The sequence below is a fragment of the Paenibacillus sp. J22P90 genome (assembly GCF_059692195.1).
Genome location: NZ_JCAUAY010000001.1, coordinates 717,578 through 742,603, shown reverse-complemented (window position 1 = coordinate 742,603; position 25,026 = coordinate 717,578). Strand labels below are relative to the sequence as shown.

The following is a 25,026-nucleotide window of genomic DNA, read 5'->3' as shown; positions in this document are numbered from 1 at the left end:
GCCGTTGATTGGACAACGGCTTATACGAAACATTTATTACCTTATTATTTATGAGTTTTATTGTACCAATCTGTTGCTTCTTTAATCGCTTGGTCTCCCCCGCGTTTCTTCCAATCCTCAACGAATTTATCGAAGGAGTCTACTGGATCCTTACCTGTAATGATTTTCGCAGCCGTTTCTAACCACAAGCCATCTCTTCCAAGTTCAGGACGAGTTTGCAGAGTTGGTAATGAAGGCATGCCTAGAGAATCATTTTTACGGCCTTCTTTGGAAGCAACATCGATAGCTTTAAGCACCAAATCCCCAGAAGGACGATTTTTCATAAACTCTGTATCCGACAAGTGAAGAGGACCTACCATACGTAACCAAGTCAGATGCATTTCTTCACGGTAAATGTCTTCCTGCTTCGCCGGATAGTTGTACTTGATTTTACTGCCATCCATCGTGTAGTCTTTACCTTCAAGTCCATATGTAAGAAATTTTTGCGCTTCGTCACTATAGAACCAATCCAAAAACTTGATGATATTTTCTGGATTTTTAGTCGTTTTAGGAATAACCCATACGTTATTTCCTACCATCGACCCAATACTATGACCACCTTTGCCGTCTGGACCGACAGGGGCTGGAATGATCTCAAGTTGAGCACTAGTCGATCCTGCCTTGATCTCGCTTGACCACTTGTCAGCTAGACGTGGAGCATGTATCCATAAACCTCCAATACCTTGTGCTTTGATTTTAGCATCCCATACTGCCCCTTTTTGTACAAACACCTCATTATCTAAAAGCTTTTCTTCATACAGCTTCCGATAAGATGCAAGAGCCTGCTTCATCTGTGGACGAATAAGGTTAGGAATTAATTGACCATTCTCCAGCTTCCAATCGGCAGGGATCGCGTCATAGGCTCCAAAGAACGCTTCCGTAAACGCTAGCTTTTCACGCCCGGTGAAAGGAATCTCGTCTTTTTTACCATTACCGTTAGGATCGTTATCACGGAATGCCCGTAACATATCCGTGTATTCGTCGATCGTTTTTGGTGCCTTTAATCCCAATTTATCCAACCAATCCTTGCGAACCATCATGACAAGGCCGTTTGGCGTCGCGTTTACAGAAGGGATCCCGTAGATTTTCCCATCTTTACTAACACTTGCGAAATCCCAAGCTTCTTTTGAAATATTCTTTTTCAGGTTTGGACCATATTTGTCGATCAGGTCGTTAAGCGGAATAATGACTCCCGTATCTACAGCTGGTGCTACTTCCGGTTTATTAATACCGTGAGTTTGCAAGAGATCCGGCAAATCTCCGCTCGCAAAAAGCAACGTTAACTTCTGATCAAATTCAGCGTGTGGAATAAGATCGAATGTAACATCTGTTTTGGAAATTTCACGAAGCTTCTTCGTATATTCATCCTCGTTGATGTTCGGAGATCCCTGGATGTACTGCAAGCCTTCCGTACCAATACCTACTTTAAACTTCGCTGGCACACTCGCACTCTTTGTCGGTGCACTCGTACTCTTCGTTGGACTTTGTGTCGATGTTGCGCTGTCGTTAGAAGAGCAGCCCACAAGAGTACCTGCAACCGTTACTGCTAGTGCTGCCGTTGTCCATTTTTTGTTCATTTGACCTTCTCCTTTTAGTTGTATTTTTGTCTTTGTTTCTATGATTAACCTTTCACCGAACCAAGCATCGCACCTTTTATAAAATGCTTCTGGACGAAAGGGTAGACAAACAAGATAGGTAGTGTGGCTACAATAATGGTAGCCATTTTGATGCCCTCCGCTGATTGCAAGGTTAGGCTGACGCTTTGGGCAACGCCTTGCGTATCGCCCTCAACTAATAACTGCCTTAATTTCACTTGCAAGGGGTAAAGCCCGGGGTCCCTGATGTACATGATGGCATTAAAGTAACCATTCCAGTGCCCGACTGCGTAAAATAACCCAACCGTGCTTAAGGAAGACATGGATAAAGGTAACACAACACTCCACCAAGTCCGATATTCGCCGGCTCCATCGATTTTGGCAGCATCCACCAAACTCTCGGGAATTTGGCGAAAAAACGAAACCATGATGATCAGATTAAACGCACTGATCGTCCCCGGAATAATGAGTGCCCATAGCGAATTGAGCATACCTAATGATTTTACAAGCAGATATCCCGGTATAATAGGTACTTGAAAAATCATTGTAAAAACTACAAGAAGTAAGATGAAGGAGCGACCTTTCAGCTCGTTTTTGGCTAAGGCGTACGCCATTAACGAAGTTAAGAACAAATTGAAGGCCGTGCCCCCTACCGTCAGCAACGTCGTTACGCCGAAAGATTTCCAAATCGCCATATTTTTAAGAACCCCAATATAGTTAATCCATGTAAAATCTACAGGGAGTATAGATACCTTTCCTTGAGAAAGCGCAGTTCCTGAGCTTAACGATCCGGCCACGATATGTAGAAAGGGAAGAAGCATAGCGCAGCTTGTTAGGATGAGTATCGTATAGTTAAAGAAAGCGAATACATCTCGCGAGAAAGTTGGTTTTTTTGTCATTGAAGAGCCTCCTTCCTTTAATAAATCGAATTGCCGGTTGTTTTTTTACTGAGTTGATTCGCCCCTACGACTAAAATGAAACCTATGACGGATTTGAACAGCCCGATTGCCGTTGTATAGCTATATTGGCCACCAAGTAAGCCAATACGGTAAATATAGGTATCAATAATCTCACCTGTAGAAGTGACGAGCGGATTCATCAGCATGTAAACCTGCTCAAATCCGAGATCGAGAATGTTACCAATTCTAAGCAAGAGCAGCACCATGATCGTAGGCAGTATTGACGGTAGGGTAATACTGAACACTTGCACCCACTTACTCGCGCCATCCACCTCTGCAGATTCATACAACTCTGGGTTAATGCCTGCTAGTGCGGCCAGATAAATAATGGTCCCCCAGCCCACTTCTTTCCATATCCCCGATGTCACGACAATGGTTCGAAAATAGTTAGGCTCTTGCATGAAGAAGACCGGTTCTCTGCCCATCATGTGAAGCACATCGTTCAGCATACCTGAGGTCGGTGACAGGAAGTTAATGACAAGCCCGCCGACAATGACCCATGATAAGAAGTGAGGCAGGTACAGCACGGTTTGTATGATTTTTTTGAAAAACATCTTTCTAACTTCATTCATGAGAAGTGCAAGAATGATCGGAGCCGGAAATCCGATGACAAGCTGATAGATGCTGATTAAGAAGGTATTCTTCATCACCCTCAGAAACTCCGGATAAGTAAACAAGTTAATAAAATGTTTCATTCCGACGAATTTGCTGTCCAAAATCCCAGTGAACACGCTATAATCCTGAAAGGCAATGACGATGCCTGCCAAAGGTATGTATTTGAATAAAATAAAGAAAATAAGTCCAGGAAGTACCATCGTATAGATCTGCCAATATTTAACGACATACAGCTTGGGTTTTACTGACGGCCGTGCCGTTAGCCCAGTTGCGTCTGCCGCAATTCTCTCTTTACTGACATTCATTGCTTCATTTCTCCTCTCCGTAATCTTGTGTTAGCCCATCTGTAGGCTTTTTATTTTGCCTTAGTTACAAACTTATTGTATACGGTTACAAGGTGATAAGACCATGTGATCTCTTGCGAAAGTTGTGTTTTTATATTGTAATTGGTTGCGTTTTCAAATGAAAAGGACCATTCAGTGAAGAACGGTCCCCTATTGTTCGGTTAGTTAACCAATTAGCTAGGAGCTAATCTCTCTTTTTTTGTATTCATTGGGTGACAAGCCAAAATACTTCTTGAATGTTTTCGCAAAATGCGGATAATCCTCGTAGCCAACCGCCTGAGCGGCATCTGAGGTTCTTATGCCGGGAGCCTTCAGCAACTCCTTAACTTTCTCCATACGCAGCTTTATAACGAAATCAGTGAAGCTTAGCCCTAGTTCATCTTTAAAACAGCGGCTGAAATACGACAGTGACATCCCTGACTTCTCCGCAGCTTTTTGCAAAGAGATGTCCTCATTGGCATAATTCTGAACAATAAATTCGATCGCCTTCGCAATCGATTGACGCTGACCCCAATTTCTGGAGGCTCTTACCTTATCCGCCAAGGCTTGCAGGCAGCCTCTTGCTTGAGAGAGCCATCCCTCCAGCGGCATTTCATTGCCCCCTGTCAGAAACGGCTTGCCAAGCTCGGACATTCCCCCGCCTGAACGATGCTGGAGCTCCGCCTCGACCATGGTCAGCAGATCTTCCGTACAACTACGAGCAACCTCATTGGAAGCACCTTCTTCCCTAAGCTTTTGAACCATATCGCCCATAAGCCGCAGTGCCTCTTCTTCGTTTAACCCCCATAGTTGCTCCGATACGGCTTCACTTCGCGCTTTGGATTGCTTTACCCATTGGCTTCTGCCTGTAGCTAATTTATATTTTTCCTTAAATTTGCCGTCAATGCTTGCAAGCAGTTCGTAGAACTGCTCCTCCTTAAGTGGCTTGAGCAAGTAATCGGTAACGTCTTGCCGTAAGGCCTGTTGCGCATAAGCAAAGTCATCATATCCAGAAATGATAATGGTATCCATGTCCCATTTCCTTCTACGCACCTCTCGAATTAACTCCAACCCATCCATAACGGGCATCGAGATATCGGTAATTAACAGATCAGGACGCAGCTTCTCACATAGTGCCAGCGCTTCCATACCATCTTCAGCTTCACCGACTACTTCAAAGCCATAGGGGCTTTCGGCGATGAGCTTAGCTAAACTGCGTTTAATCATAATCTCATCGTCTACAATGAGCACCTTATACATGTTCGGCCTCCTTTTTGTGAGTTTCGTATTTAAGCATCATCTCTACGATTGTTCCCGTCTCATCCGATTTGGCAATGTAAAGACCACAAGGCGATCCAAAGGAGAGGCGAATTCGCTGATGCACATTCCAAAGTCCGATCGACTCAGAAGACCCATCTGTTGGTACGGCCGAATCTTTACGAGAATTAATCTCATTGTTATTAAACGCTTGATTATACTCATTTTTCAGCTCATTGTCCATGCCTCTGCCCTCATCTACAATCCGAAGCAAATAACCATCCTCTGAATGTTCTCCTGTAATGCCAATATAGGTAGGCTTGATTCTATGACGTTCATAACCATGCTTGAAGGCATTTTCCACAAGAGGTTGAATCATGAGGCGAAGCGCTAATATGCTGTGAATATCCTCATCATGCAGCTTTATTTCTACGCGCAGCGATTTAAATCTCTCCTGCTGAATTTCCAGGTAGGTGCTAATATAACGTAGCTCCTCCTTCAGGGTCACCGATTGCTGGGGATGACCGATACTGTAGCGAAAAATATCAGCTAAGGAAGTTGCCATCCGACTAATCGGTTTAACCCCCTCAATAATCGCATACGAATTTATAATTTCCAACGTGTTGTATAGGAAATGTGGATTGATCTGAGATTGCATGACGAGAAGTGCCGATTCTCGTTGCCGGAGTTCCATCTCTATCTCTTTTTGCCTAGAATGCTGAATCTCAGCAATCAATCTTTGAATTTCTTCAACCATTCGGTTAAAGCTTCGGTTTAAGAAGCCTATTTCATCGTTGCGTTTCTCTGGCGCCCGGACATGTAAGTCCCCTTCTTCCGCTCGGCGCATCAACCGCCGCAAATGCGAAAGCGATTGCGTAAGATGCACAGAGAAACCGCCCACCAAAAATAAAGCCAAGCTAACCAGCAACAACCCTACCCAAACCGTTACATTACGCCAGCGAACAAGATCGCCATTCAGTTCATTCAGCGGCACCTCAGAAACAAGTGTCCACCCGGTCAATGGAGAACGGTCGGCAAGGATCAGCTTTTTGATGCCGTTAATCATGACGACAGAGTACCCATTTGGCTCATCCTTCGTTAACGGTATGTTCTGCAGGTTGACAGCCTTTCCCCACTTTTCCTTATCGGGATGATACACGACCTTACCGTCTTGGTCCATAATCCATACAAAACCACTTTGTCCGAGTTTAATTTTATCGCATATTTTAATAATTTCGTTCAATCTCAAATGTACAACCAGCATGCCTGTCGATTGATAAGAAATTGTATCCACAAATTTTCGGATAATGGTCAGCACCGTTGTATACTCGATCTCTGACAAACCTGTAATCTTGTAATTCTGGTCGCCTGTCAGCATATCCTTATACTGATCATAACTAGCCTTGGCAGCAATCGCATTATTATTTGTGGTCACCATACCATTCTTGGATACAATGGATAATCCATAAATATCCGTACGACCAAACACGATCGTAGGAAACAGCTCATCGGATATTTGTTTATTATTAACAATCCGTTCATATTGATTATCAGGATCCAGCTTCATAAACGTTTGGATTTGGGGAAGCAGCAGTAACGGATAGGTCACACGCTGCAAATCCCCAAAATAAGAATCAAGCTGCCCATTGATTTGCCGCACGAGTTGATCACTATAGCCTATAGCATTCTTCTCAATACTCTCCGTTGAGCTTGAATACCACACGGCTCCAAAGGCGAGTAAGGGAACGCATAGGAAAAATAAAATAAGGCATACGAGCTTCGCATTAATTGATAACGCTTTCCGTTTGATCATTAGGACTCACAGCTCCAGACCCATAATAACTTCTTTCCATAGTTGTATACGATTTAGTTCATAATTTCAATGATAAATGTTTATGACCGTTTTTCGGATCAATTTGAAAAGGCCAAACTGAGTGATCAGCTTGGCTTTAGCTTGATAACATGGATGCTACAGGTAAAATGTATAGCTTCCGCTTCCTATTTCCGCTGTGATCCCAGGGAGAACCACTGTGGCTGTCGTATTAGTGGGTACCGTACAACGATAGGTCGCTTTGTCTTCTTCCAAGTTATAACTACTTTCAATCCGGCCGTACGGGGTATCAAATCCTCCACTTGCTTTCTTAAAGCCTGTCAAATCAGGCCTCAGAGTGAAATGACTATAGCCTGGATGCCTCTCATCCCGCTGAATGCCAAGCACATACTCATAGAGCCAGCCCACCACAGCTCCTAAGGAGTAATGGTTAAAGCTATTCATCGCATTTCGTCTGCCAAAACCCTTTTCTACGGTATAGCTATCCCAATGCTCCCAAATGGTCGTCGCTCCTTGCGTTACTGGATAAAGCCAGCTTGGGAATGCGGTTTGGGTGATCATGGCATAGGCTAGTTCCGAATAACCGCCCTCACTCAGCATCGGATTTAGCGGACCCGTCCCGAAAAAACCAGTGGATACGGTACATCCCATTTCCTTCGTTATTCTAGCTAGATTATCAAAAGCCTTCTGCCTAACGGTCTCGTCAAACATCTGGTAATTCAACCCTATGGCATATCCGCCTTGCGTATCATTTACTGTGCCATCCAAATGCAAGGTTTTTCCGGTTTCAGCATCTACAAACGTCTGGTTCCAGTAAATCTTCGCTTCAACTGCCTTCAACCTATAGTAGGATGCGTCGTCCTGTTTTCCTAAAAGCTCCGCATAAACAGACATCAGATACACATCTCTACCGTAGAAAGCATTCCATACCAAGTTACTATCCGTTTTCTGTGGAGCCAACCAGTCATCGATCGGTCCCACAAAGACCTCGCCTGGCATCCCTTTATTCTCCAAATAAGTGGTGTAGCGCTTCATGACCTCATAGTTATCTGCGATAACACGCTTATCCCCATATTGTTGGTACATGTCCCAAACGATCAAGTGAACGCCACTACCATAGGTAATTCCACCAAATCCGCTTCCTACAGGTGCAATATTGGGAATATTCCCGTCTGGTAATTGTACATCTCGAATGGCTTCGAGAAAGCGGAGATAAAAAGTTCGAACATCCCCTTGGTAAGATGAGGTACGGAAGAATACATGTGCGTCACCAATCCAGCCCATTCGTTCATTTCGCTGCGGGCAGTCTGTAGGCACACTGATGAAGTTCCCCAACTGGCTGTACTTCACATTGGATACTAGTCGGTTTACCAATTTATGATCTACTTCCACTTTACCACGCATCGTGGAAAGACTCGAAAGCAGGTAGCTCTGCACGTCTTCTAATTCAGGTGCGTAATCTAGGCCAGTGATTTCAATATAGCGGTAGCCATGAAAAGTGAATTTCGGTATGTACGTTTCTCCATCTGCATCGCCGCGAAGAATATAAATATCTGTGCTGGAAGCGTCCCTAAGATTTACTTGAAGCATTCTCCCACCCAATTCCCCATACACATCGAGATTTGGATAGAGCATCTCCCCAAAACGAATGCGTACTTCAGTTCCTTTTTCACCTTTGAATGTAAGTACGGGAACTCCTGCTATCTCTTGCTCTAAATCGTATATATATAAACCAGGAGCAGGCTCCGTCATGCTTTTAGCTATAAATGTTTCTACTTTTCTGATCGGTGCTTGATAATGACCAATTAGTTCTGGTTCGCTTTCATTAACTGCTGGCCAAGGCAAGAAAAGTCCAGGCCTGGAATCGAATTCGCCGATGGGGACAGCTTCTACGATCTGTGGTGTTTTCATGCCGTCTATGACAAATCCCGCTTTTGAATAATCCTCATAAATGAAGGCCAAATTGGCATCAAAATGTTCCCCTTGGAAAAAGCCCGCGAAGCGGTAAGGGCCTTCCCCGTAATACTGCCATTCTTCTTCATTGGTTACGTAAAAATCCGATGTTCCATCTTCGTAAGTCAGCACCAATTGTGCCAGTAAGCTTTCTTTATCACCCCAGTAGTTATAGTTCTGCAAGACGAAAGTCTGAGAACCGTTCCACCAGCCCGAAGACAATGTAAAACCAATGCCATTAACCCCTTCAGACAAGAAGTCCGTAATATCATAAGTCTGATACATGAGGTGTTTGTCAAATTGACTGAAACCTGGAGCAAAATACTGATCGCTAATTTCCCTACCATTGATTCTGCAATCATAAATCCCTCTAGCCGTCGCATAAAGTCTCGCTTTCTTAAGCGGTCCTTTGACCGAGAAATCCCTGCGCAGCATGGGAAGTGCATGGCAATCTGGACTCTTGGTAACGCGTACATCAGTTCCATTTCCATCTAAATCAATTCCGAATTCGGTATCCATTTCAAAGAACTGATTAGACGGATGTCGCAAAAAGCTTAAGCGAATACCATCAAAGTGCGCGCTTGTTCCTTCCCCTACAAAATAACCAATTTCATAGAGTCGCGGAAATGTTGTGATATCGTTATCCCTTAACGGGTTTAATTGTCTCGCAATTAGCCTCGTTCCTATGGAACTAGGATTTAACATAGCATCAACGAGTACGCCATCTACATAAGCGTAAGCCCCATTACCCACAACATTGATCTTGATTTCATGAGGATCGTATTGATTGGCTTCTGTAATCAACTGAACTTTCTCTTCACCCTCAAAGTTAACGATGGGTACTGAAGCAAAAGGAACATGTTTGTTATCATCTTTGTGATAGCCTACCCGATAAATATCCAACGTTGCTGGGAGATTGCTTATGTTAATTTCATAAGAAATATAGTTTTCACCTTCTAAGAAGGATTCATTTTTTTCCCTATTTAAGAGTCTGGCATCATTAGCACCAAAGACAAGCCCTGCTCTAGTCCCGCCTGGGGATAAAGTCATCGTGCTTTTCAAAGAGAAAATTCCCATGGAATCGCTGCTGACGTAATATTCCGGTGCACCGATCCACTTCGCCCCGTTCCAGGCATCTACTTTCGGATTCAACAAACCAGTTTCAAATTTGGTTGAAGCTACGGCTATTTCCGATATTTGGTTCAACGTGATCACAGTCACATAATATTCCGTACATGGCTGCAAAGCCCTTCCTGCATAAGCAGTTCCTATGGAACAGTCCGTATTCATCCAACCACTGTCCCACATGTCAAGACCCTCAGGTTCCTCTCCCACGGTAATCCTTACAGATGTTTGCTTCATGTTCTTCTCATTTGAACTAAATTTCCAGGCAAATACCGGTTTCTTCTCATCTAAACCCATAGGCTCAATTTCATTCATCACCGTAATTTCAGATATCATGTAACTCGTCATATGCCATTTGCTCCCTATGCATTGTATTTAATTTAAATGATAATGAAATAAATGAATAAGATCGTTAACATCATTCACCTTTTAAAGTTTACATTTTATGTGCTTTTTTATATGGTATAGTTACATGACCCTCCTGGAGGCTACGTACAATGAACCTAGTTGATTTGGATACAATGCTTAAGGCATATTCGGAAGAAGAGTTATGTTATCGTAAGTATTACGATGCCAAAATGGATCGAAATACGGATCAGGATTCAATAAAGGAACTCAAAGAAGAAGATTATTTTTCTTCGAACGGTCGGACTGACATTATCATTCAAAAACACAAAAGATTTACACCCATTTTCAAACATCGGCATGCGTTTTTCGAATTGATTTACGTATATGCAGGTCATTGCGTCCAAGAAATTAATGGCGAAGTTGTTCAACTAAGTGAATGTGATTTATGTATCATCCCACCCAAGGTGGAACATACAATTGAGGTATTTGATGATAGCATTATTTTAAATGTATTGATAAAGCGAAGTACTTTTAATGAAACATTTTTAGAAATGCTTAAACATGAAACCGTTCTCTCCTCATTTTTTATGAAAGTTCTGTATACTGAGGAATACAATAATTACATCATTTTTCGAACAAATCGAGATCCCAACCTGAAAGAAATTCTCTCCAAGCTATTTATTGAACAGCATGACAACAAAAAATACACCGCGAATATCCTATATAACCTGCTCATGTTATTTTTCAGCTATTTGCTCAGAGATTATGAAAGTCAAGTCGAATTACCTAAAAGTGTAACCAAGAATGATAAGTTGCTTTCGATCTTAGCTTATATGCAGGATCATTATAAGACAGTAACCTTAGGAGAATTATCAAGTACATTTCATTTCACGGAATCATACTTAAGCAAGCTCATTAAAGCTACCTCTGGCCAAACTTTTCTAGCAATCATCCAAACCATAAAATTAAATAAAGCCATTGAACTACTTACCTCTTCTGATTTAATGGTTCAAAACATTAGTGAATCTATTGGCTTTGAAAATAACACGCATTTTATTAGGACCTTTAAAAAAGTTTATGGCATTTCACCTAATCAATTCAGGAAAAATAACAAATAGGGGTAGCTTATGCCGCCCCTATTTTAACTTCGTTTATATGATCAAACCCATTGCCACTTCGGCACTTTTCCTACTTCATGCAATTCATTCATGCCTCTCTCAGTTCCCCCAAATCAAGTTCAAATACGTATCATCAGGCATAGGTGGCATGGTCGGATTGGTTGCGGACAGCGTCGTATCTACTGTCCATGCACCGCTGGCCGGTTGCTGGGAAGCCTGATAGGTATAGCTCGTTTTCGTGTTGGTAGCCGATGTCCAAGACGCTGAGCCCATTCCACCGATGATGACCGAGTCCAGCGCTACAAAGTTCGTGCCGTTGCCGTTAAACACCGCTGTCCCGGCTTCCGTTGATCCTCCGGCAAGGAAAGGATAGCGGCTGCGTGCCACGCTCCCTGCTGCAAGATAACTATGCTCGAGGACCAGCCCGCTCAAGCTGCCTGTTTGAACAGCGCAGTTGTTGCTGGAGAAGATGGCGGAATCACGGATTGTCATATTGGAATAGGCCGCCGAACCAGCGAATTGCATTGTATCCGTATGCGGCTTCGGTGTCGTAGCTGGATTAAAGAAATGAGGCGCAAGATAAATGCCATCGAAGCGCCAGCCGTCAATAGGGCCGGACGACACGGAATAGAAATCAGAGGCATCACCATCGACGACTTGAGATTCCGGCATGACAACTTCGCTGAATTCTACCAAGGATGTTGTCTGGTTGGCGATACCGTAGCCTGCCAACCAACGGGTCACTTTGGTCCAAGCCAAGGCTGAGCGGTCGCAGCCTTCCAGCTTGATCTCGTCAGCGATCAGTCCAGCGAAAGCCACACCTCGCACATTCTTGATCAATGCGCCTCCGGTAATGACCACCGTACCATAACCGTCACGAGGAGCCACAGTAATTCGCTTCGTCCACGAGGAAGAACCCAGATTTTGCAGCACTGGCGTATTTCCGGAACCTGCGCCGTTGCCCGTCAATGTGCCGGGAGCGACTCGGATCAGCACCCCTGCTTCTGCCTGTTGCGGCGTCACAGCCGCGATAGCTGTGCTAATCGCCGTCCAGGAGCTGTTTACGTCTACAATGTTTGTTACCGTGGTGTCGTACATAAATGGCGTAGGGATCAACGACGGCCAGTGCGTGCCGTTCGGTCCGAAAGAAGCATCACGTTCTGGCTCATCGCCAGGATCTGGACTCGGATCCGTCGTTCCCGACGGTGCATACACCTCTAATTCATAGATGGAATAGCCATACGTCGTCGCAGGGGTGATCCCCTGTACACGCACATATCTGGCTGTAGCTGCTGCTGCAAGCGTAATGGCGTCAACGCCACCATCACCGGTCGTAGTTGAATATACATCCGTCCAAGTGGAAGCATTACTGGAAAGCTGGATCTTATAAGCCGTTGCGTAGGCAACCCCCCACTGGATAGTCACGCTGCCTACATTTTGCGACGAGCCCAGATCCACATACATCCATTCGCTGCTTGTATAGTTGGAGCCCCAGCGGGTGGTGGTGCTGTCACCATCCGTAGCTTTACTGGCAGCTAATGCACTATTCTTCACCGAACTCGCGACAGCGGTTTTACCAAGTGCCAAATTAGTAGATGCATAAGCAGGTGTCTCCCAACCTGGAAGTAAACAAGCGAGTGTAAACAGAACAACCAGACAGAAAGCGAACATAGACATATTCTTCTTCATCAAGTCATCTCCTCATACGCCGTCCTTCACGGACTAGCGTTTTTATCCTAATAGATGATTATGACATAGCCTTCAGCGCTCTTCAGTACTCTTCACTTCGTTACTTTAACAATCATCGTATCACTGGATGTCGCACCCGCATAATTCACGAGTTCACCACGATACTCATACGAACCTTTTCCTTTATTCGTTAAGATGGCCACAGCGGATTGAGCATTTGGCGTATTCACAGTCAACGCTTGCGAATAGATAAGTGCACCATTTTCATAGAGGTTATAGGTCGTACCATTGGTTCCCCACCACATGTTCATGCTAACCTTGAAATTCCCATCACCATCCCAATTATCGTTAGCAAGAACGGGTTTAGCAGGAGCGGCATGTTTAACTGTAACGGTCAAATCTGGACTTTTGCTCGTACCAAACGAGTTCGTAAGCTCAGCATGGTACTTATAGATACCATTCGGTTTGTTGGTAATGGAAGTTACCGTAGATTGCGCGTTAGGCGATTTGTCCGTAAGAACCTGTGTATCGATTAACACATCATTCTCATAGAGCTTGTAACTTGTGCCATTATCGCCATACCACATATTCATGGTAACCTGATAATTACCATCCAGCAGACCCGTATCATGCCCATTGTCGTCTGAAAGCACGACAGTACCAGGTTTAGCAATGGCTAAGACTGGAGGTACTGGCTCCACATGCCGCACTGGAATCAAGGAAGGCTGGCTAATCACATTCTCCCAAAGCTCCTTCAGCCAATAGTAGCCCACATTAGCGTCTGCGGTGAATTCATCCCGAATGCCAAGCGACTTCCCTTTCGCATAACCGGAATACCCATTTACCGCTTTATAGATGAGATCAGTACTGCCAATTGCATATCGCGATTGGATTAATGCAAGATCCTCCGGAGAACCCGATGTTGCAACACCGTAATAATAAGCCTCCAGGAGACTAAGAATGCTGTTATTCCACCCCCTTGTCACATAATCGAGGTCGCTTCGAATGCCGTTCGCATCCACCGAATCGAACTCCTGGCCCATTCCCATCATGCCTACATTAGGCAATCCTTCTGGGTTGTTTACAAAAGCCCGCAGCGTATCGTTGCTGTATAACTGTCCTTTCACCGTTTTGTTATACATAATCAATGCACGGTCTTTCATCCATTCGAACGGCTGATCCAACGTGTGGCCTCTAAACGTAAATTCATTCTTCACTGCTGCCTCTAGCGCAGTCTTGCCGGTTTGACGGAAGGTCCAAGCAATGCTGGAAAGATTCGCTGCCTGAAGCTTGCTCATAAAGCTGTCATAATCAAAGCTGAGCAGGAATTCATTCGCCTTATCGGCCCCGCCTAAATAGCGGACCGTAGCTAGTGCGCTGGCAATAGCGCCTTCCACATAGTTGGGATTCCAGCCTTTGTTGAAATTACCCAACTGATCGATCCCCGTCGAGAAATTGTTGTCATCATCATGTCCCCAATGCGCCGCTACCAAATGCGCTTGCATGATCAAGGTGATTTTGTCCTTCTCCTCCGGGGTCAACTGCGCCCAAACAGCAGGAATGGTGGAAGCTAGATCGAAAGCTTGGGTGGCCAATGATGTCGCCGAGGTATCCAGTGAACCGGATGCGCCGGGCTCCCGCTTGCTTCCAGGTACCAGCATATTGCGAATATGTGCCACAATCCGATCTTTAATCATCGTACCGTCGCTGCCCTTATAGGAAGGATCATACAAAGCAGCTGTCGTCAAATACATCAAGGCGGTACCGCTTCGCAGGCTATGCGATGTCCACTCCAGACTAAGCTGATATTGAAGCAGCGGCTCACGGAGTGCGCTGTCGATCATTTTATGACTGAACGGGAACACATGCAAATCCTGCTGCAGAGTGGTTGCCGTCACAGTTGCGCTTGGCACCGAAACTTTATTGGCAACGTCGGTTGCCGTCACGTAATAGCTGTATGCCGTTAGCGGTGTCAGTCCCTCATCCACATAAGCAGTGAGGTTCGTCGTGCCCAGCAGCTCGCCATCCCGATAGACGGAATAAAGCTTAATGCCCGAATCGTCCGCAGAAGCTGTCCACGATAATCGAATAGCCTTCGAAGATTGGGCCCCCGCAGTAAACTGTCCTGGCGAATCTGGCGGCAGCAGATCGATTAACTCCGTTCCGTATACGTTCATTTCGGAGAGCGTGACCCGATCGTTCGCACTCGCGAAGCCTACACGGCCAATAGCATACTGAGATTCCTCCGCCTCACCGATATAATCACCGTCCAGATACACACGGATGATCGAACCTACCCGGTCAATCCGCAAATCCTGCGCCGTGCCGGGCTTCAGTAGGCCAACATTAAAATCCTTGAGTTGAACAAGCGAATTGTTCACTACACGGAAAATACCATTGGTCGCGTCGTCATTGCTTTTATTCAAGGAGACAAAGCAGTAGTTCTTCTCATCCACATAGTTGAACACAACAGCTAGATCGTCCCAATCGCTGCGAGGTGCCACCATAACCTTGCCCGTCCAGACAAAGTCACCTATCAATGGCGTCTGATGAACAATCACATTGCGGAGCGGATCAGACCCTGTGCTCGCATATGTCGTTAAAGCGAGATTGCCGCTTGGCGTTTCCCATACCCCTTTGCCATCGGAATTCACAGCAACAGTCCAAGCTGCCAAATCGAATGCGCCGCTCGCAATCGCAGTTACTTGCGGCAACGCCGGCGGACTCAGTTCAGTCCATACGTCCAACTCCGGCCCTGGCGTCCAGTTCCCCTCACTGTCCCCAGCTTCAACACGGAAGTGATACGATGTTGAAGGCGTTAATCCTGTGAGCGGAAGCGACAACGTATCACCGCTCACAGTACGCATAAGATTCTCCCCGTCAAACAATCGATAGCCGGTAACATCCTCATTATCCAACGCCTGAGGCCAAGCCAGAATTGTCTTCGTCTTGGACGTGCCGGTTGCCGTCAGGGTACTGCCGACCGGCCACGTAGGGACATTCACCCCAGATGGCGGACGAACCTCCACGTGGAAACTGGTTGTTTGACCTTCGACGGATATGGTAATCGTCTGCGCTGTGGCTGGTGCGCTGCTGTCAAAGCCGCTTACAGTATAGCCGGTCAGCGGATGCGTTGAGCCGTCTTCATAATGACCACCCACGACCAGACCCGTCAGATCCAGCTTATCGCCTGGATAATAGACCGTCTTCGTCGGCGGATTGGCGACTTCTATGCTTGTGAGCGTCGATTGTGTAGTCTTCAGGACAAGTCGCGGTTCTTTGCCCTTACCAGCCGCATTCTGCTCCTTGGAAGCAAAGGTGATCTGCTGATTATGCACCTGTCCTAAGAAAGCAAAGGACAAGGCTTCATCCTGCCAATGGGATTTCACATAATCGGTCACATCGAAATCATAGAATTTGGTTGCTGGCCCTACCGTGACAACCGTTAACGGATCTGCGACATTGGCAGGCGCATTATTCCAAGTAATGCCCAGCTCCTGCCAGGAATTGTCATTGACCGGGTACACGCCTACGCCTCCCGTTGTGCCGGAAGTATCTGTTCGATAAACCTGGAGCGTGACGCTGACAACCTTCTGAGGATCACGGATACCCAGATCCGCCAACGCGAACCTCGTATACACTTTTCGAGTTGTATTGCTGCTGTTATCCCTTTTTAGAACAAGTACATCCCAGGAACCGTAATTGGTGTCCGCCCTTGAGTTCAAGGTATAGGCATCAGCCGAAGGATTCACCACGACCTCTTTGTACACGCTTTCATTTACACTAGCAGTGACACTACTATTCGGACTAACATCGTCATCACTTGCAGCAAACGCCATGGACCCGAACCCCGATGAAAGCAACCCAAGAATCATAACCCATACAAGGCCTATTGCAATTGTCCTTCTCATCCTCAATTTCCCCCCCCCATGCACATTTTTGGTGGCGTTTATCGTACAGCCGGGCTGCCGCAAGACGCACAGCCCGGAAACAAGTTGATTAGATCAGCCTTTCTTATAGCGCGCATACGCTTCGTTCTTAATCTTCAACACTTCGTCAATTCCCAGCGTTTTCAACTGTTTGACGAAATCGTCGTATTTGGCTTCAACGGATTCTGCACCTAACAACCACTTCTGCCCAGTCTCCACACGGTACGTTTCAATCTGCCCTTCCAGCTCTTTCAAGCGATCTTGCTCTTTCACTGTAAAGTTGAGATTCGGCACGCTGACTTTCTTAATATACTTACCGTTATACTCATCGATGGAAGCCAATACACCTTCTGGCGTATATTGCTTCTCATAATCAAAATTCTGATAGAAGCCGATTTCTTGTTGCGCGCCTATCTTCTGCAAATTGAGCAGCACGTTGCCAGTATCCAGCAGCGACTTCTTGAAAACCGGTTTGCCGCTAACCAGATCATAGGTTTGACCTTCCAAACCGTAGTTCGCCAGTCGACGCCCTTCATCACTGAACCAGAAATCCATGTACTTGATGGATTCGACTTGATTCTTGTTGGTGCTGGCAATTCCCCAGCCAGATGGACTCACGGTGGCACGGTAATCGAACCAGGATGTATCTCCGGTAATACTGGCCACAGGCGGGATTGGCGCTAAATTCACATTCGGTACTTTATCCTTGGCTTTCACATTGTAGCCATACGTACTAGCGAACCAGTCATGCGTGGAGCCGCCGAGGTTATCCGATAGCATAACCAGTCTAGTGTCACCTTTACGGGTGAAAATTTCTTTGTCGATCAGCCCTTCCGCATACCACTTGGCTAGATTCGTCATCCCCGTTTTGTAGGTAGGATTGATCGGATCATAGACAACGGTATCCGTTTTCGGGTCTACTTTGTAGCCTGTACCAGCATCCCATAGGTTAAGCAGCGAGTACACCCCGAAGGATTGACGGTTAAAATAAGGGATCTCATCTTTCTTGCCGTTTCCATTCGGATCGTTATCCCGGAAAGCCTTTAAGACACTGTAGTACTCATCCGCCGTAGTCGGCTTTTTGAGTCCCAGTTTATCGAGCCAATCCTGGCGAATAAACCAACCCGTGGAAGCTGCACCGTCTGGAACAAAAGAGACATAATAAATTTTGCCATCTGCTGAAGTTAAATATTTGCGTACGTCCGGGCGGCTGTCCAAAAACTTCTTAATGTTGGGCGCATTTTTATCAATTAAATCGTTAAGCGCAACGAGGCCTCCCTCGCCGCCAAGCTTGTTGGCATCTTCTTTCTTGCCGAAATGAATAATATCGGATAAAGTCCCTGACGCCAGCATCAGATTATACGCTTCAGCGCTATTGGTTAGTGTTTTGGAAGCAGTACCCTTTAAGGTAACATTGGTTATCTCCGCCGCCTTTTTGAAGACAGGCCACTCGTCATTGAATACCTTATCCCCGCCACCGCCATTCCCGTAGTGCATATGAATGCTTAAGGTAATCGGTTTGGAGCTGGCTTGTGAGGATTGTGGGCTTGCCGGAGCAGCCGAAGCGGATTGTGGTGATGCCTGTGCAGATGGAGAAGCTTGTGTCTGTTCCTTGTCCGATGAACAACCTGTGATCATACTGACGGATAATGCAGCTGCTGCTGCTGCGGTCTTCCATGCTTTGCGTTTCATTGACATGCAACCTCCCTAGGAATGTATAAAAAGATTATAATCAAATTTCTCTACGACTAACGACTAGTGCCTTACGAGGAGGCACCACCTCCCTTTCTGTTCATGTGTCCCATCCATTTACCCCTTGACGGAGCCCACCATAGCGCCGGCGGTAAAATATTTTTGAATAAAAGGGTAGACCACAATAACTGGAATAATCGCGATAACAATTGTTGCGTAAATAACGGTTTCTTGAGAGAACAGCACGGTTGTATCGGTTGTAGCCATCATGCCTTCCGTAGGATTCATAGATACGACTAGTCTGCGCAAAAGCACTTGCAACGGAATCTTGCTCTCATCTTGGAGCAGCACCATGGCCCAGAAATAGGAATTCCAAGTACCTACTGCATAGAACAGTGAAATGGTGGCCAGCGCAGGCTTGGATACCGGTAAATAGATGCGGGTCAAAATTTGAAAGTCTGACGCACCGTCCACCTTGGCGGCCTCTTCCATTTCTTCCGGCACGGACTGGAAGTTGGTGCGCAGCAGGATGACCAGAAAGGTCGTTACAGCAAAGGGAATTAATAATGCCCATCTGGTGTTCAACATGCCAAGCTCTTTAATTGTCAGATAGAAAGGAATCATACCTGCATTAAATAGCATCGTAAAGGCGATAAAGAAACTGATCGGGGTTCTACCCATGAATCTTTTTTTGGATAATGGATACGCTCCCATAATGGTGAAGACGATCTGCAGACAGGTTGCAGCTACCGTATAAAACACCGTATTCCCGTATGCCCGCCAGATGCCCGACTCCGTCAAAACTTGCCGGAAAGCCTGCAACGTCAATTCTTTAGGAAATAGCACCACGTCTCCGGATAATACAGCATTTGAGGAGCTTAAAGAGGCTGAGACGACATAAAGGAATGGATACAAGGTAGCTGCAGCCAAAAGGCTTAGAAATATATAGTTGCACAATGTAAAAATCTTTTCTCCAGGTGTCAGGAATTTCATAGGGCATCTCCTACCATAAACCGCTTTCGGTATATTTTTTGCTTAATTTATTCGCACCGATTACCAACACAAGGCCTACAACAGAATTGAACAAGCCTACGGCGGTACCGATATCATAACGGCCATCTTGCAATCCCGTCCGGTACACATACGTGCTGATCACATCGGAAACCTCATATGTAGAGGGCTGATACAATAAAATGATGGCCTCATATCCGACATCCAATAGATTGCCGATTTTCAGAATTAGCATAATCATAATCGTAGGCATAATCCCTGGCAGGGTTACGTGCAGCACTCGTTTCCACTTGTTGGCCCCGTCAATGACAGCGGCCTCATGAAGTTCAGGATGAATGGCGGAGAGCGCAGCAATGAAAATGATGGATCCGAATCCTACTTCCCTCCATATATTCATGGAGATGAAAATCGTCCGAAAATATTCCGGGACCACTAGAAAGTACAGTTTTTCCAGACCCAACTTCGCTAACAGCAGGTTGATAATCCCATTCGTCGGGGATAAGAAATTCGTAACAAACCCCGCTACGATAACAATGGAAATAAAATGCGGCAAGTAGGTTAGCGTCTGTACAGTACGTTTGAACAACATGTTCTTTACTTCATTCAGGAGCAAAGCCAATATAATCGGCGCCGGAAAAGCAAAAATCAAACTGTATACGCTGATCAAGATCGTATTTTTCAACGTTCTTAAGAAGTAGGGACCTTTGAAGAAAGTTACAAAATTATCAAACCCTACCCAAGGACTTCCAGATAGTCCCTTGTATATACTGTATTTTTTGAAAGCCATTTGCAACCCCAGCATCGGATAATACTGAAAAACAAGGTACCAGGCGATAAAAGGAACAATTAATAAATAAAGAAAGCGGTCTCTTTTTAGATTGTACAAAATCCTGTGCCGTGTGCTCGCCCTGGCATGTGCGCCTGGTTCCCATATTGCCGTTTTCATATTCATGGACACTTCCCACTCCTTCTCTTACTCTCGCTGCTTGGTTCTCACGGTTGAAGTGTAGCACTGGCTTTCATTCCCAGTAAATCCTTATTATTTTTCTGCATATCGATAATTTTGATTGGTGCGTAATCATGATTATTTTGATCGTCTCGACTTTTTTGTTAACGCTTACATTGATTTCGGCATGCTGTTGCTGCAAATAAAAAAGCCCACGGCTAGCGCCGGGGTTTAAGTGCTATTATGATCATTCATTCCGCTTAGCATACTGGCCAGGAGATACACCTTCGTACTTTTTGAAAATGCGGATGAACGTATTGACGTTGTTGCAGCCTACTTTGCCTGCCACATCATTGATGCTGTATACTTCCTCGGCGTTCAGATACTCCTTGGCTTTGGTTACCCGGTATTGGTTCAAGTATTCCTTGAAATTCTCCCCCGTGAACTTTTTGAACAACAGACTGATGTAGCCCAAAGAGAGGTTGAATTGCTCAGCAATATCAGACAGCGAAATATCCTCATTGAAATGCGCATGAATGTGCGCTAGAAGTTGTTCCGCTACGGTATGGTCCTGCTTCTCGCTGCGGTTGGCCATACTCGCCATAATGACCGCAAACACTTCATAGATTCTTTCCCGCACCCGTTTGCGGTTCCCAGCCTGCTTCAGCTCGTCATAGAGTGAGTCTTGTCCAAACAGCTCCCTATAGCTTTTGTTCATCTGATTCAGAATCCGATGCACCGTTACATCAACAGCAAGCACAAAGCGGGCCAGCTTCTCCCCGCCCGTATACCTTTCCTCCATGTGCTCATCTAGAATACGAGACAGAATAGCCTGTACCTGGTCTGTCTTCCCTTGCAGGACAAAAGTAATCAGTTCACGTTCGAGCTCTAGTGGATAAGTGTACATATCTGATCTTTGCAGCACCACATCATTCACGGTGATGACTGTATTCTTTTCCAGCGAGAATCGTCGCTCCAGTAAGCGTACGGCATCCTGGTAAGACTCGGCGCTGTTGCCTAGGGAAACCACCGGACGGCCGATAGCAGCGACTACACGAATCTCCGTATCTGCTTCAATGCCGGATAAAATATGAGTAAAAATCCGTTTCATCCGATCGATCTGCTGCTCCTTGACAATGAGAACATGCCGCTTGTGCTCCAGCTCTACCTGTTCGTAGTCAAATTCTTTCTTCACAGCCTCTAGGATCATTCGGAATATCCCCGCTTTGATCTCTACCACGGTCTCAACCGGGAACTCCGCCTCCAAGTCTTGAGCGTCAGCTAGCTCCATCACAACAACGGTAACATCATGCTGCACGTGCTCCAGCCCATATTTATCCGCATTGTTCCTGACCTCCGTCTCGCCGGTAATCCCATACAGCATGTTGCGTAAAAAATGATCACGCAGGGACAACCGATTGTTCTGGATGGTTTCCTTCAGGCTATCATTCATGCGGGAGATGTTCACAGCGGTTGCCGTAATAAAGGACATATCATCGGTGCTCTCCAGCGCTTCTTCGCCGACACCTCTCTTGCCCTGATCCAATCCCTTGAAAATCGTCAGCACATTATGAATAGGTTGGTAAATATTTCGTGAAGCCAGGAAAGCTACTCCGGCACCAATCACAAGCAGCAAACCGAACAGCAATAACGAATGAAACAACAGGCCGGATAACTGCGGCTGCCAAGCATACCCCGACAGCATAAACAGATATCTGACATTCGGCAGCACTGATGAACTCACGAGATGAGCCTGATCATCGCCGATTTGTTCCACATAAGGAGCTCTCCGCTCCTTCACCTGAGCCAGCACCTCATCTGGAATCCCGCCGTTAGCTTCATTTGCTTTGACATCCACTAATTGATCGCCAGATAGTACGCCGATACGGTTCACCTGGGTATCTAATTTGAGTAAGTCTGGATAAAACCCGCCCTGGAAAAAGGAAATCACAAACATGAGATCGTTCCTGCCGGTAAGTTCTTTTTTTACAAAAGAGATCGTATCGTATCCGTAGTTCTCCGTTTCGGACAATCGTTGTTGTACAAGCACGACATTGGAGTACTTTGAATCTTTGATGTACCCATCGATCTGCTCAATGTCTGCGCCTTTCAATGCCATTTCCTTATAATACTTGTCCTTATCAATGGTCCCAAACGTCGTAATGACCAAATTGTCATCAGGTTTCATCACGTCGATCCGGTATCCGTAGTTCTCGAAAGCCTCCCTGTTCTTCTTCAACTGCTCTAGTACCAACGTAATATTGGCGTAATTGCGCGTTGCATCGTTGCTGTAATTCTGAAAATACTCCGTTCGTTTCAATTGGTACACCAAATTAAAGGCTACCTGCAGCCGAATGTCCATCTGTTCCCGCATCTGTTCCACGGATCTTGTGGCATTGGCATCCCACTTCTGGTTGAGGGACTCCATATTCTTATAGATCAGGAAGCCAACAGCAATACTGGCGTATAAAAACACAATCAAGATGCATACGAGATACACTTTGGTGAAAAACTTCTTTTTTTGCACATCCGCCGTTCTTAACATTCACTATTTCCCTCCCGAGCTGGATGCTAGCTTCAAGTAACCGCTATCATTTTCTTCATCCTAAGCTAACTGGGAGCAACTGTAAAGAGTTTCTTCCTATGCATGCCGTTAATCTAATGCCCCGTAAATCACAGCCCGCAGTCGCGGATGTATGAAGGGCTCCTGGCTCGGAAGCAATTGCTGCATGTACACGACGGATAGCTCTTCCTTCGGATCGATCAACATGTACGACCCAGCTAGACCAGCCCAACCGAATTCACCGATGGAGCTGTTGATGCCACCAGCAGCTGGATCGATCATGACGCGAACGCCTAAACCATAGCCATACCCACGCAATTGCTGCCAATTGAAATCCTTGAGCTGCTGCGCATTCAAATGATTGGTCGCCATCAATTGAATCGTCTTCGAACTAAGAAGCCGCACTCCTTCATGCTCCCCGCCTTTCGCAAGCAGCTGTGCAAACTGGCTGTAATCCCCAATCGTCGAAAGCAGACCAGCTCCGCCGCTTTCATAGCGGCTTCCAGGTTGATATGTGGCGTCCGTCTTGGTATTCGGTGTAAGCCCGCCGCCTTCTGGACGATCGTAGATGGTACATAGGCGATCCCGCTTGTCTTCCGTTATCCGGAATGAGGTGTCAATCATTCCTAACGGATCGAAAATTTCCTTCTGGAGAAACGCTCCAAATGTTTGCCCCGTCAGCACTTCGATTAATGCAGTCAGAACGTCGTGACTGAAACCATACTTCCAGCGCGTACCGGGATCGAATTCCAGCGGAATGGACGCTAATCCGTTGGATAAATCCTGCATGTCCATCGTCTCTCTTTTGGCATTCTCCAGCATTGTACGGGTTTGTCTTTCGGTTTCCGTGCCTTCTCCAGGATACGTAAGCCCAGAGGTCATCGTGAACAGATCCTTGATCAGGATCGGACTCGTCACAGGAGATAAAAACTTCGTACCATTTTCGTTATCTCGGAATGTCTGTTGATTTTTGAAGGCGGGTAAGTATTCCTCCAATGGATCGTTAAGCAGATACAGTCCTCTCTCATACAGCATCAGTGCCGCTACGCAAGTAATGACCTTCGTCATCGAATAGATCCGGTAGATCGTATCTGGCGTGATCTCCTTCTTCATCTCCAAATCCGCATAACCAAGGGTTTCCTTATAGATGACTTCACCGCGCTTCACGACGGTACAGGCGCAGCCGGCTGGTCCCTTCTCCATGATGCTCTTAAGCAGAGGAGTCAACCGTTGATTTAATCGCTTATTTGGGTTCATTTTTTCATCCCTCCCAATTCAGTTCTTATTTAATTGGATAACAACAAAATCTCTTCGTCTGTTAAAGCTTTGCTATATACAGCCAATCCTCCCAATAGGCCGGCATAGAAATTGCCCATCTCCCCAGACCGATGTACAGCGCCAACCGTAAAGTCAGCTCCTGTGGATCCGCCATCAAACAAGCCTTTTTGGTACAAGTAAGGGTTGTAAACATCACGTCTGTCGAGTACACCATCGATATATACTTTTGCATAAGTGCCATCGTACGTGAAAGCTAGTGTATACCACTTTTCATTCAAAAGAGGTGTATCTCCAATAGCGGTCGACATACACCAAGGATGTCCCGGTGTCGGTCCTCCTTCGGCGGAAACATGTCCCCCCACTTGATTAGCACTTTGCCAAATCCGCAAGTCAAGGAACATCGCATATTGGCGCTTCTTCTCTGTTTCATTCCACATGCCGGCAATGGCTTGGCATTGTTGATTGTCACGATTGTCTCGTTTGATCCAGGCCAAGATCGTTAGATTAGCATTCGGCCCATGGAAATCAAGAGATGAACAATCTTTTCTCGCCAAATGAAACCATTGGCCAAACGCTAGCTTGGCCGCATACTCTCCAAACACCCCATCAGCTACCCTGTTGATGGGACCCTCCATTTCCTGCAGTGCATAGGGAAAAGGACCCTTGGCTACTCGCGCCTCGCCAGCTGCTTCTTGAAAATCCCAAAAACAAACCAAAGATTCCTGCTGTAAAATCAGTTCAGCTTTATTGGACAT

At 45.8% G+C, this 25,026-nt stretch carries 15 protein-coding genes; 1 reads left to right on the top strand and 14 read right to left on the bottom strand.

Translation table 11 applies throughout. The features are described from left to right. Positions 1 to 44 precede the first annotated feature (44 nt). From AC58UX_RS02735 to AC58UX_RS02710, 6 genes are all read right to left on the bottom strand, one after another. Positions 45 to 1,616: an extracellular solute-binding protein gene (locus tag AC58UX_RS02735; protein WP_497249485.1), complete on the bottom strand. Its 1,572-nt coding sequence runs from the start codon at positions 1,614 to 1,616 to the stop codon at positions 45 to 47. Between the two features lie 44 nt (positions 1,617 to 1,660). Beyond that, positions 1,661 to 2,533 carry a carbohydrate ABC transporter permease gene (locus tag AC58UX_RS02730; protein ID WP_497249483.1) on the bottom strand — a complete coding sequence of 291 codons (873 nt, stop codon included), beginning with the start codon at positions 2,531 to 2,533 and terminating at the stop codon, positions 1,661 to 1,663. A gap of 17 nt (positions 2,534 to 2,550) precedes the next feature. Continuing rightward, positions 2,551 to 3,513 (bottom strand): ABC transporter permease, encoded by a 963-nt coding sequence (locus AC58UX_RS02725; protein ID WP_497249481.1) that lies wholly within the window; start codon positions 3,511 to 3,513, stop codon positions 2,551 to 2,553. A 216-nt stretch (positions 3,514 to 3,729) separates the two neighbouring features. Then, complete coding sequence (locus tag AC58UX_RS02720; protein WP_497249479.1) at positions 3,730 to 4,791, bottom strand: response regulator transcription factor; 1,062 nt, start codon at positions 4,789 to 4,791, stop codon at positions 3,730 to 3,732. Further along, positions 4,784 to 6,601, bottom strand: a complete 1,818-nt coding sequence (locus AC58UX_RS02715) for a sensor histidine kinase (protein WP_497249477.1) — start codon at positions 6,599 to 6,601, stop codon at positions 4,784 to 4,786. The genes AC58UX_RS02720 and AC58UX_RS02715 overlap by 8 nt, the downstream gene beginning before the upstream one ends. Positions 6,602 to 6,757: 156 nt before the next feature. Continuing rightward, positions 6,758 to 10,045: a family 78 glycoside hydrolase catalytic domain gene (locus tag AC58UX_RS02710; protein WP_497249475.1), complete on the bottom strand. Its 3,288-nt coding sequence runs from the start codon at positions 10,043 to 10,045 to the stop codon at positions 6,758 to 6,760. Positions 10,046 to 10,194: 149 nt separating this feature from the next. Here AC58UX_RS02710 and AC58UX_RS02705 point away from each other — a divergent pair, with 149 nt between their 5' ends. Beyond that, entirely contained in the window at positions 10,195 to 11,163 is a 969-nt protein-coding gene (locus AC58UX_RS02705; RefSeq protein WP_497249473.1) for an AraC family transcriptional regulator, read from the top strand. A 99-nt stretch (positions 11,164 to 11,262) separates the two neighbouring features. Here the strand turns inward: AC58UX_RS02705 and AC58UX_RS02700 are convergent, their stop codons facing one another. From AC58UX_RS02700 to AC58UX_RS02665, 8 genes are all read right to left on the bottom strand, one after another. Continuing rightward, complete coding sequence (locus AC58UX_RS02700; protein WP_497249471.1) at positions 11,263 to 12,852, bottom strand: discoidin domain-containing protein; 1,590 nt, start codon at positions 12,850 to 12,852, stop codon at positions 11,263 to 11,265. A 92-nt stretch (positions 12,853 to 12,944) separates the two neighbouring features. Next, the gene (locus AC58UX_RS02695; protein ID WP_497249469.1) at positions 12,945 to 16,763 is read right to left on the bottom strand and encodes a CBM96 family carbohydrate-binding protein; all 3,819 of its coding nucleotides are present in this window, start codon (positions 16,761 to 16,763) and stop codon (positions 12,945 to 12,947) included. A gap of 93 nt (positions 16,764 to 16,856) precedes the next feature. Continuing rightward, a complete protein-coding gene (locus AC58UX_RS02690; protein ID WP_497249467.1) occupies positions 16,857 to 18,473 on the bottom strand; it encodes a type 2 periplasmic-binding domain-containing protein in 1,617 nt (538 codons plus the stop codon). Positions 18,474 to 18,590: 117 nt separating this feature from the next. Then, positions 18,591 to 19,466, bottom strand: a complete 876-nt coding sequence (locus AC58UX_RS02685) for a carbohydrate ABC transporter permease (protein WP_497249465.1) — start codon at positions 19,464 to 19,466, stop codon at positions 18,591 to 18,593. A gap of 10 nt (positions 19,467 to 19,476) precedes the next feature. Continuing rightward, positions 19,477 to 20,436, bottom strand: coding sequence for an ABC transporter permease (locus tag AC58UX_RS02680; protein ID WP_497249463.1), 960 nt, complete (start codon positions 20,434 to 20,436; stop codon positions 19,477 to 19,479). A 241-nt stretch (positions 20,437 to 20,677) separates the two neighbouring features. After that, on the bottom strand, positions 20,678 to 22,975 hold the full coding sequence (locus AC58UX_RS02675; RefSeq protein WP_497249461.1) for a helix-turn-helix domain-containing protein: 2,298 nt from the start codon (positions 22,973 to 22,975) through the stop codon (positions 20,678 to 20,680). Between the two features lie 108 nt (positions 22,976 to 23,083). Next, the gene (locus tag AC58UX_RS02670; protein ID WP_497249459.1) at positions 23,084 to 24,250 is read right to left on the bottom strand and encodes a serine hydrolase domain-containing protein; all 1,167 of its coding nucleotides are present in this window, start codon (positions 24,248 to 24,250) and stop codon (positions 23,084 to 23,086) included. Positions 24,251 to 24,279: 29 nt separating this feature from the next. After that, the gene (locus tag AC58UX_RS02665) at positions 24,280 to 25,026 is read right to left on the bottom strand and encodes a LamG domain-containing protein (protein ID WP_497249457.1); all 747 of its coding nucleotides are present in this window, start codon (positions 25,024 to 25,026) and stop codon (positions 24,280 to 24,282) included.

What these genes read in the sequence shown, in the direction of transcription:
- AC58UX_RS02735 (WP_497249485.1), bottom strand. Translation starts at nt 1,616, where the DNA reads ATGAACAAAAAATGGACAACGGCAGCACTAGCAGTAACGGTTGCAGGT.
- AC58UX_RS02730 (WP_497249483.1), bottom strand. Translation starts at nt 2,533, where the DNA reads ATGACAAAAAAACCAACTTTCTCGCGAGATGTATTCGCTTTCTTTAAC.
- AC58UX_RS02725 (WP_497249481.1), bottom strand. Translation starts at nt 3,513, where the DNA reads ATGAATGTCAGTAAAGAGAGAATTGCGGCAGACGCAACTGGGCTAACG.
- AC58UX_RS02720 (WP_497249479.1), bottom strand. Translation starts at nt 4,791, where the DNA reads ATGTATAAGGTGCTCATTGTAGACGATGAGATTATGATTAAACGCAGT.
- AC58UX_RS02715 (WP_497249477.1), bottom strand. Translation starts at nt 6,601, where the DNA reads ATGATCAAACGGAAAGCGTTATCAATTAATGCGAAGCTCGTATGCCTT.
- AC58UX_RS02710 (WP_497249475.1), bottom strand. Translation starts at nt 10,045, where the DNA reads ATGACGAGTTACATGATATCTGAAATTACGGTGATGAATGAAATTGAG.
- AC58UX_RS02705 (WP_497249473.1), top strand. Translation starts at nt 10,195, where the DNA reads ATGAACCTAGTTGATTTGGATACAATGCTTAAGGCATATTCGGAAGAA.
- AC58UX_RS02700 (WP_497249471.1), bottom strand. Translation starts at nt 12,852, where the DNA reads ATGAAGAAGAATATGTCTATGTTCGCTTTCTGTCTGGTTGTTCTGTTT.
- AC58UX_RS02695 (WP_497249469.1), bottom strand. Translation starts at nt 16,763, where the DNA reads ATGAGAAGGACAATTGCAATAGGCCTTGTATGGGTTATGATTCTTGGG.
- AC58UX_RS02690 (WP_497249467.1), bottom strand. Translation starts at nt 18,473, where the DNA reads ATGAAACGCAAAGCATGGAAGACCGCAGCAGCAGCAGCTGCATTATCC.
- AC58UX_RS02685 (WP_497249465.1), bottom strand. Translation starts at nt 19,466, where the DNA reads ATGAAATTCCTGACACCTGGAGAAAAGATTTTTACATTGTGCAACTAT.
- AC58UX_RS02680 (WP_497249463.1), bottom strand. Translation starts at nt 20,436, where the DNA reads ATGAATATGAAAACGGCAATATGGGAACCAGGCGCACATGCCAGGGCG.
- AC58UX_RS02675 (WP_497249461.1), bottom strand. Translation starts at nt 22,975, where the DNA reads ATGTTAAGAACGGCGGATGTGCAAAAAAAGAAGTTTTTCACCAAAGTG.
- AC58UX_RS02670 (WP_497249459.1), bottom strand. Translation starts at nt 24,250, where the DNA reads ATGAACCCAAATAAGCGATTAAATCAACGGTTGACTCCTCTGCTTAAG.
- AC58UX_RS02665 (WP_497249457.1), bottom strand. Translation starts at nt 25,026, where the DNA reads ATGTCCAATAAAGCTGAACTGATTTTACAGCAGGAATCTTTGGTTTGT.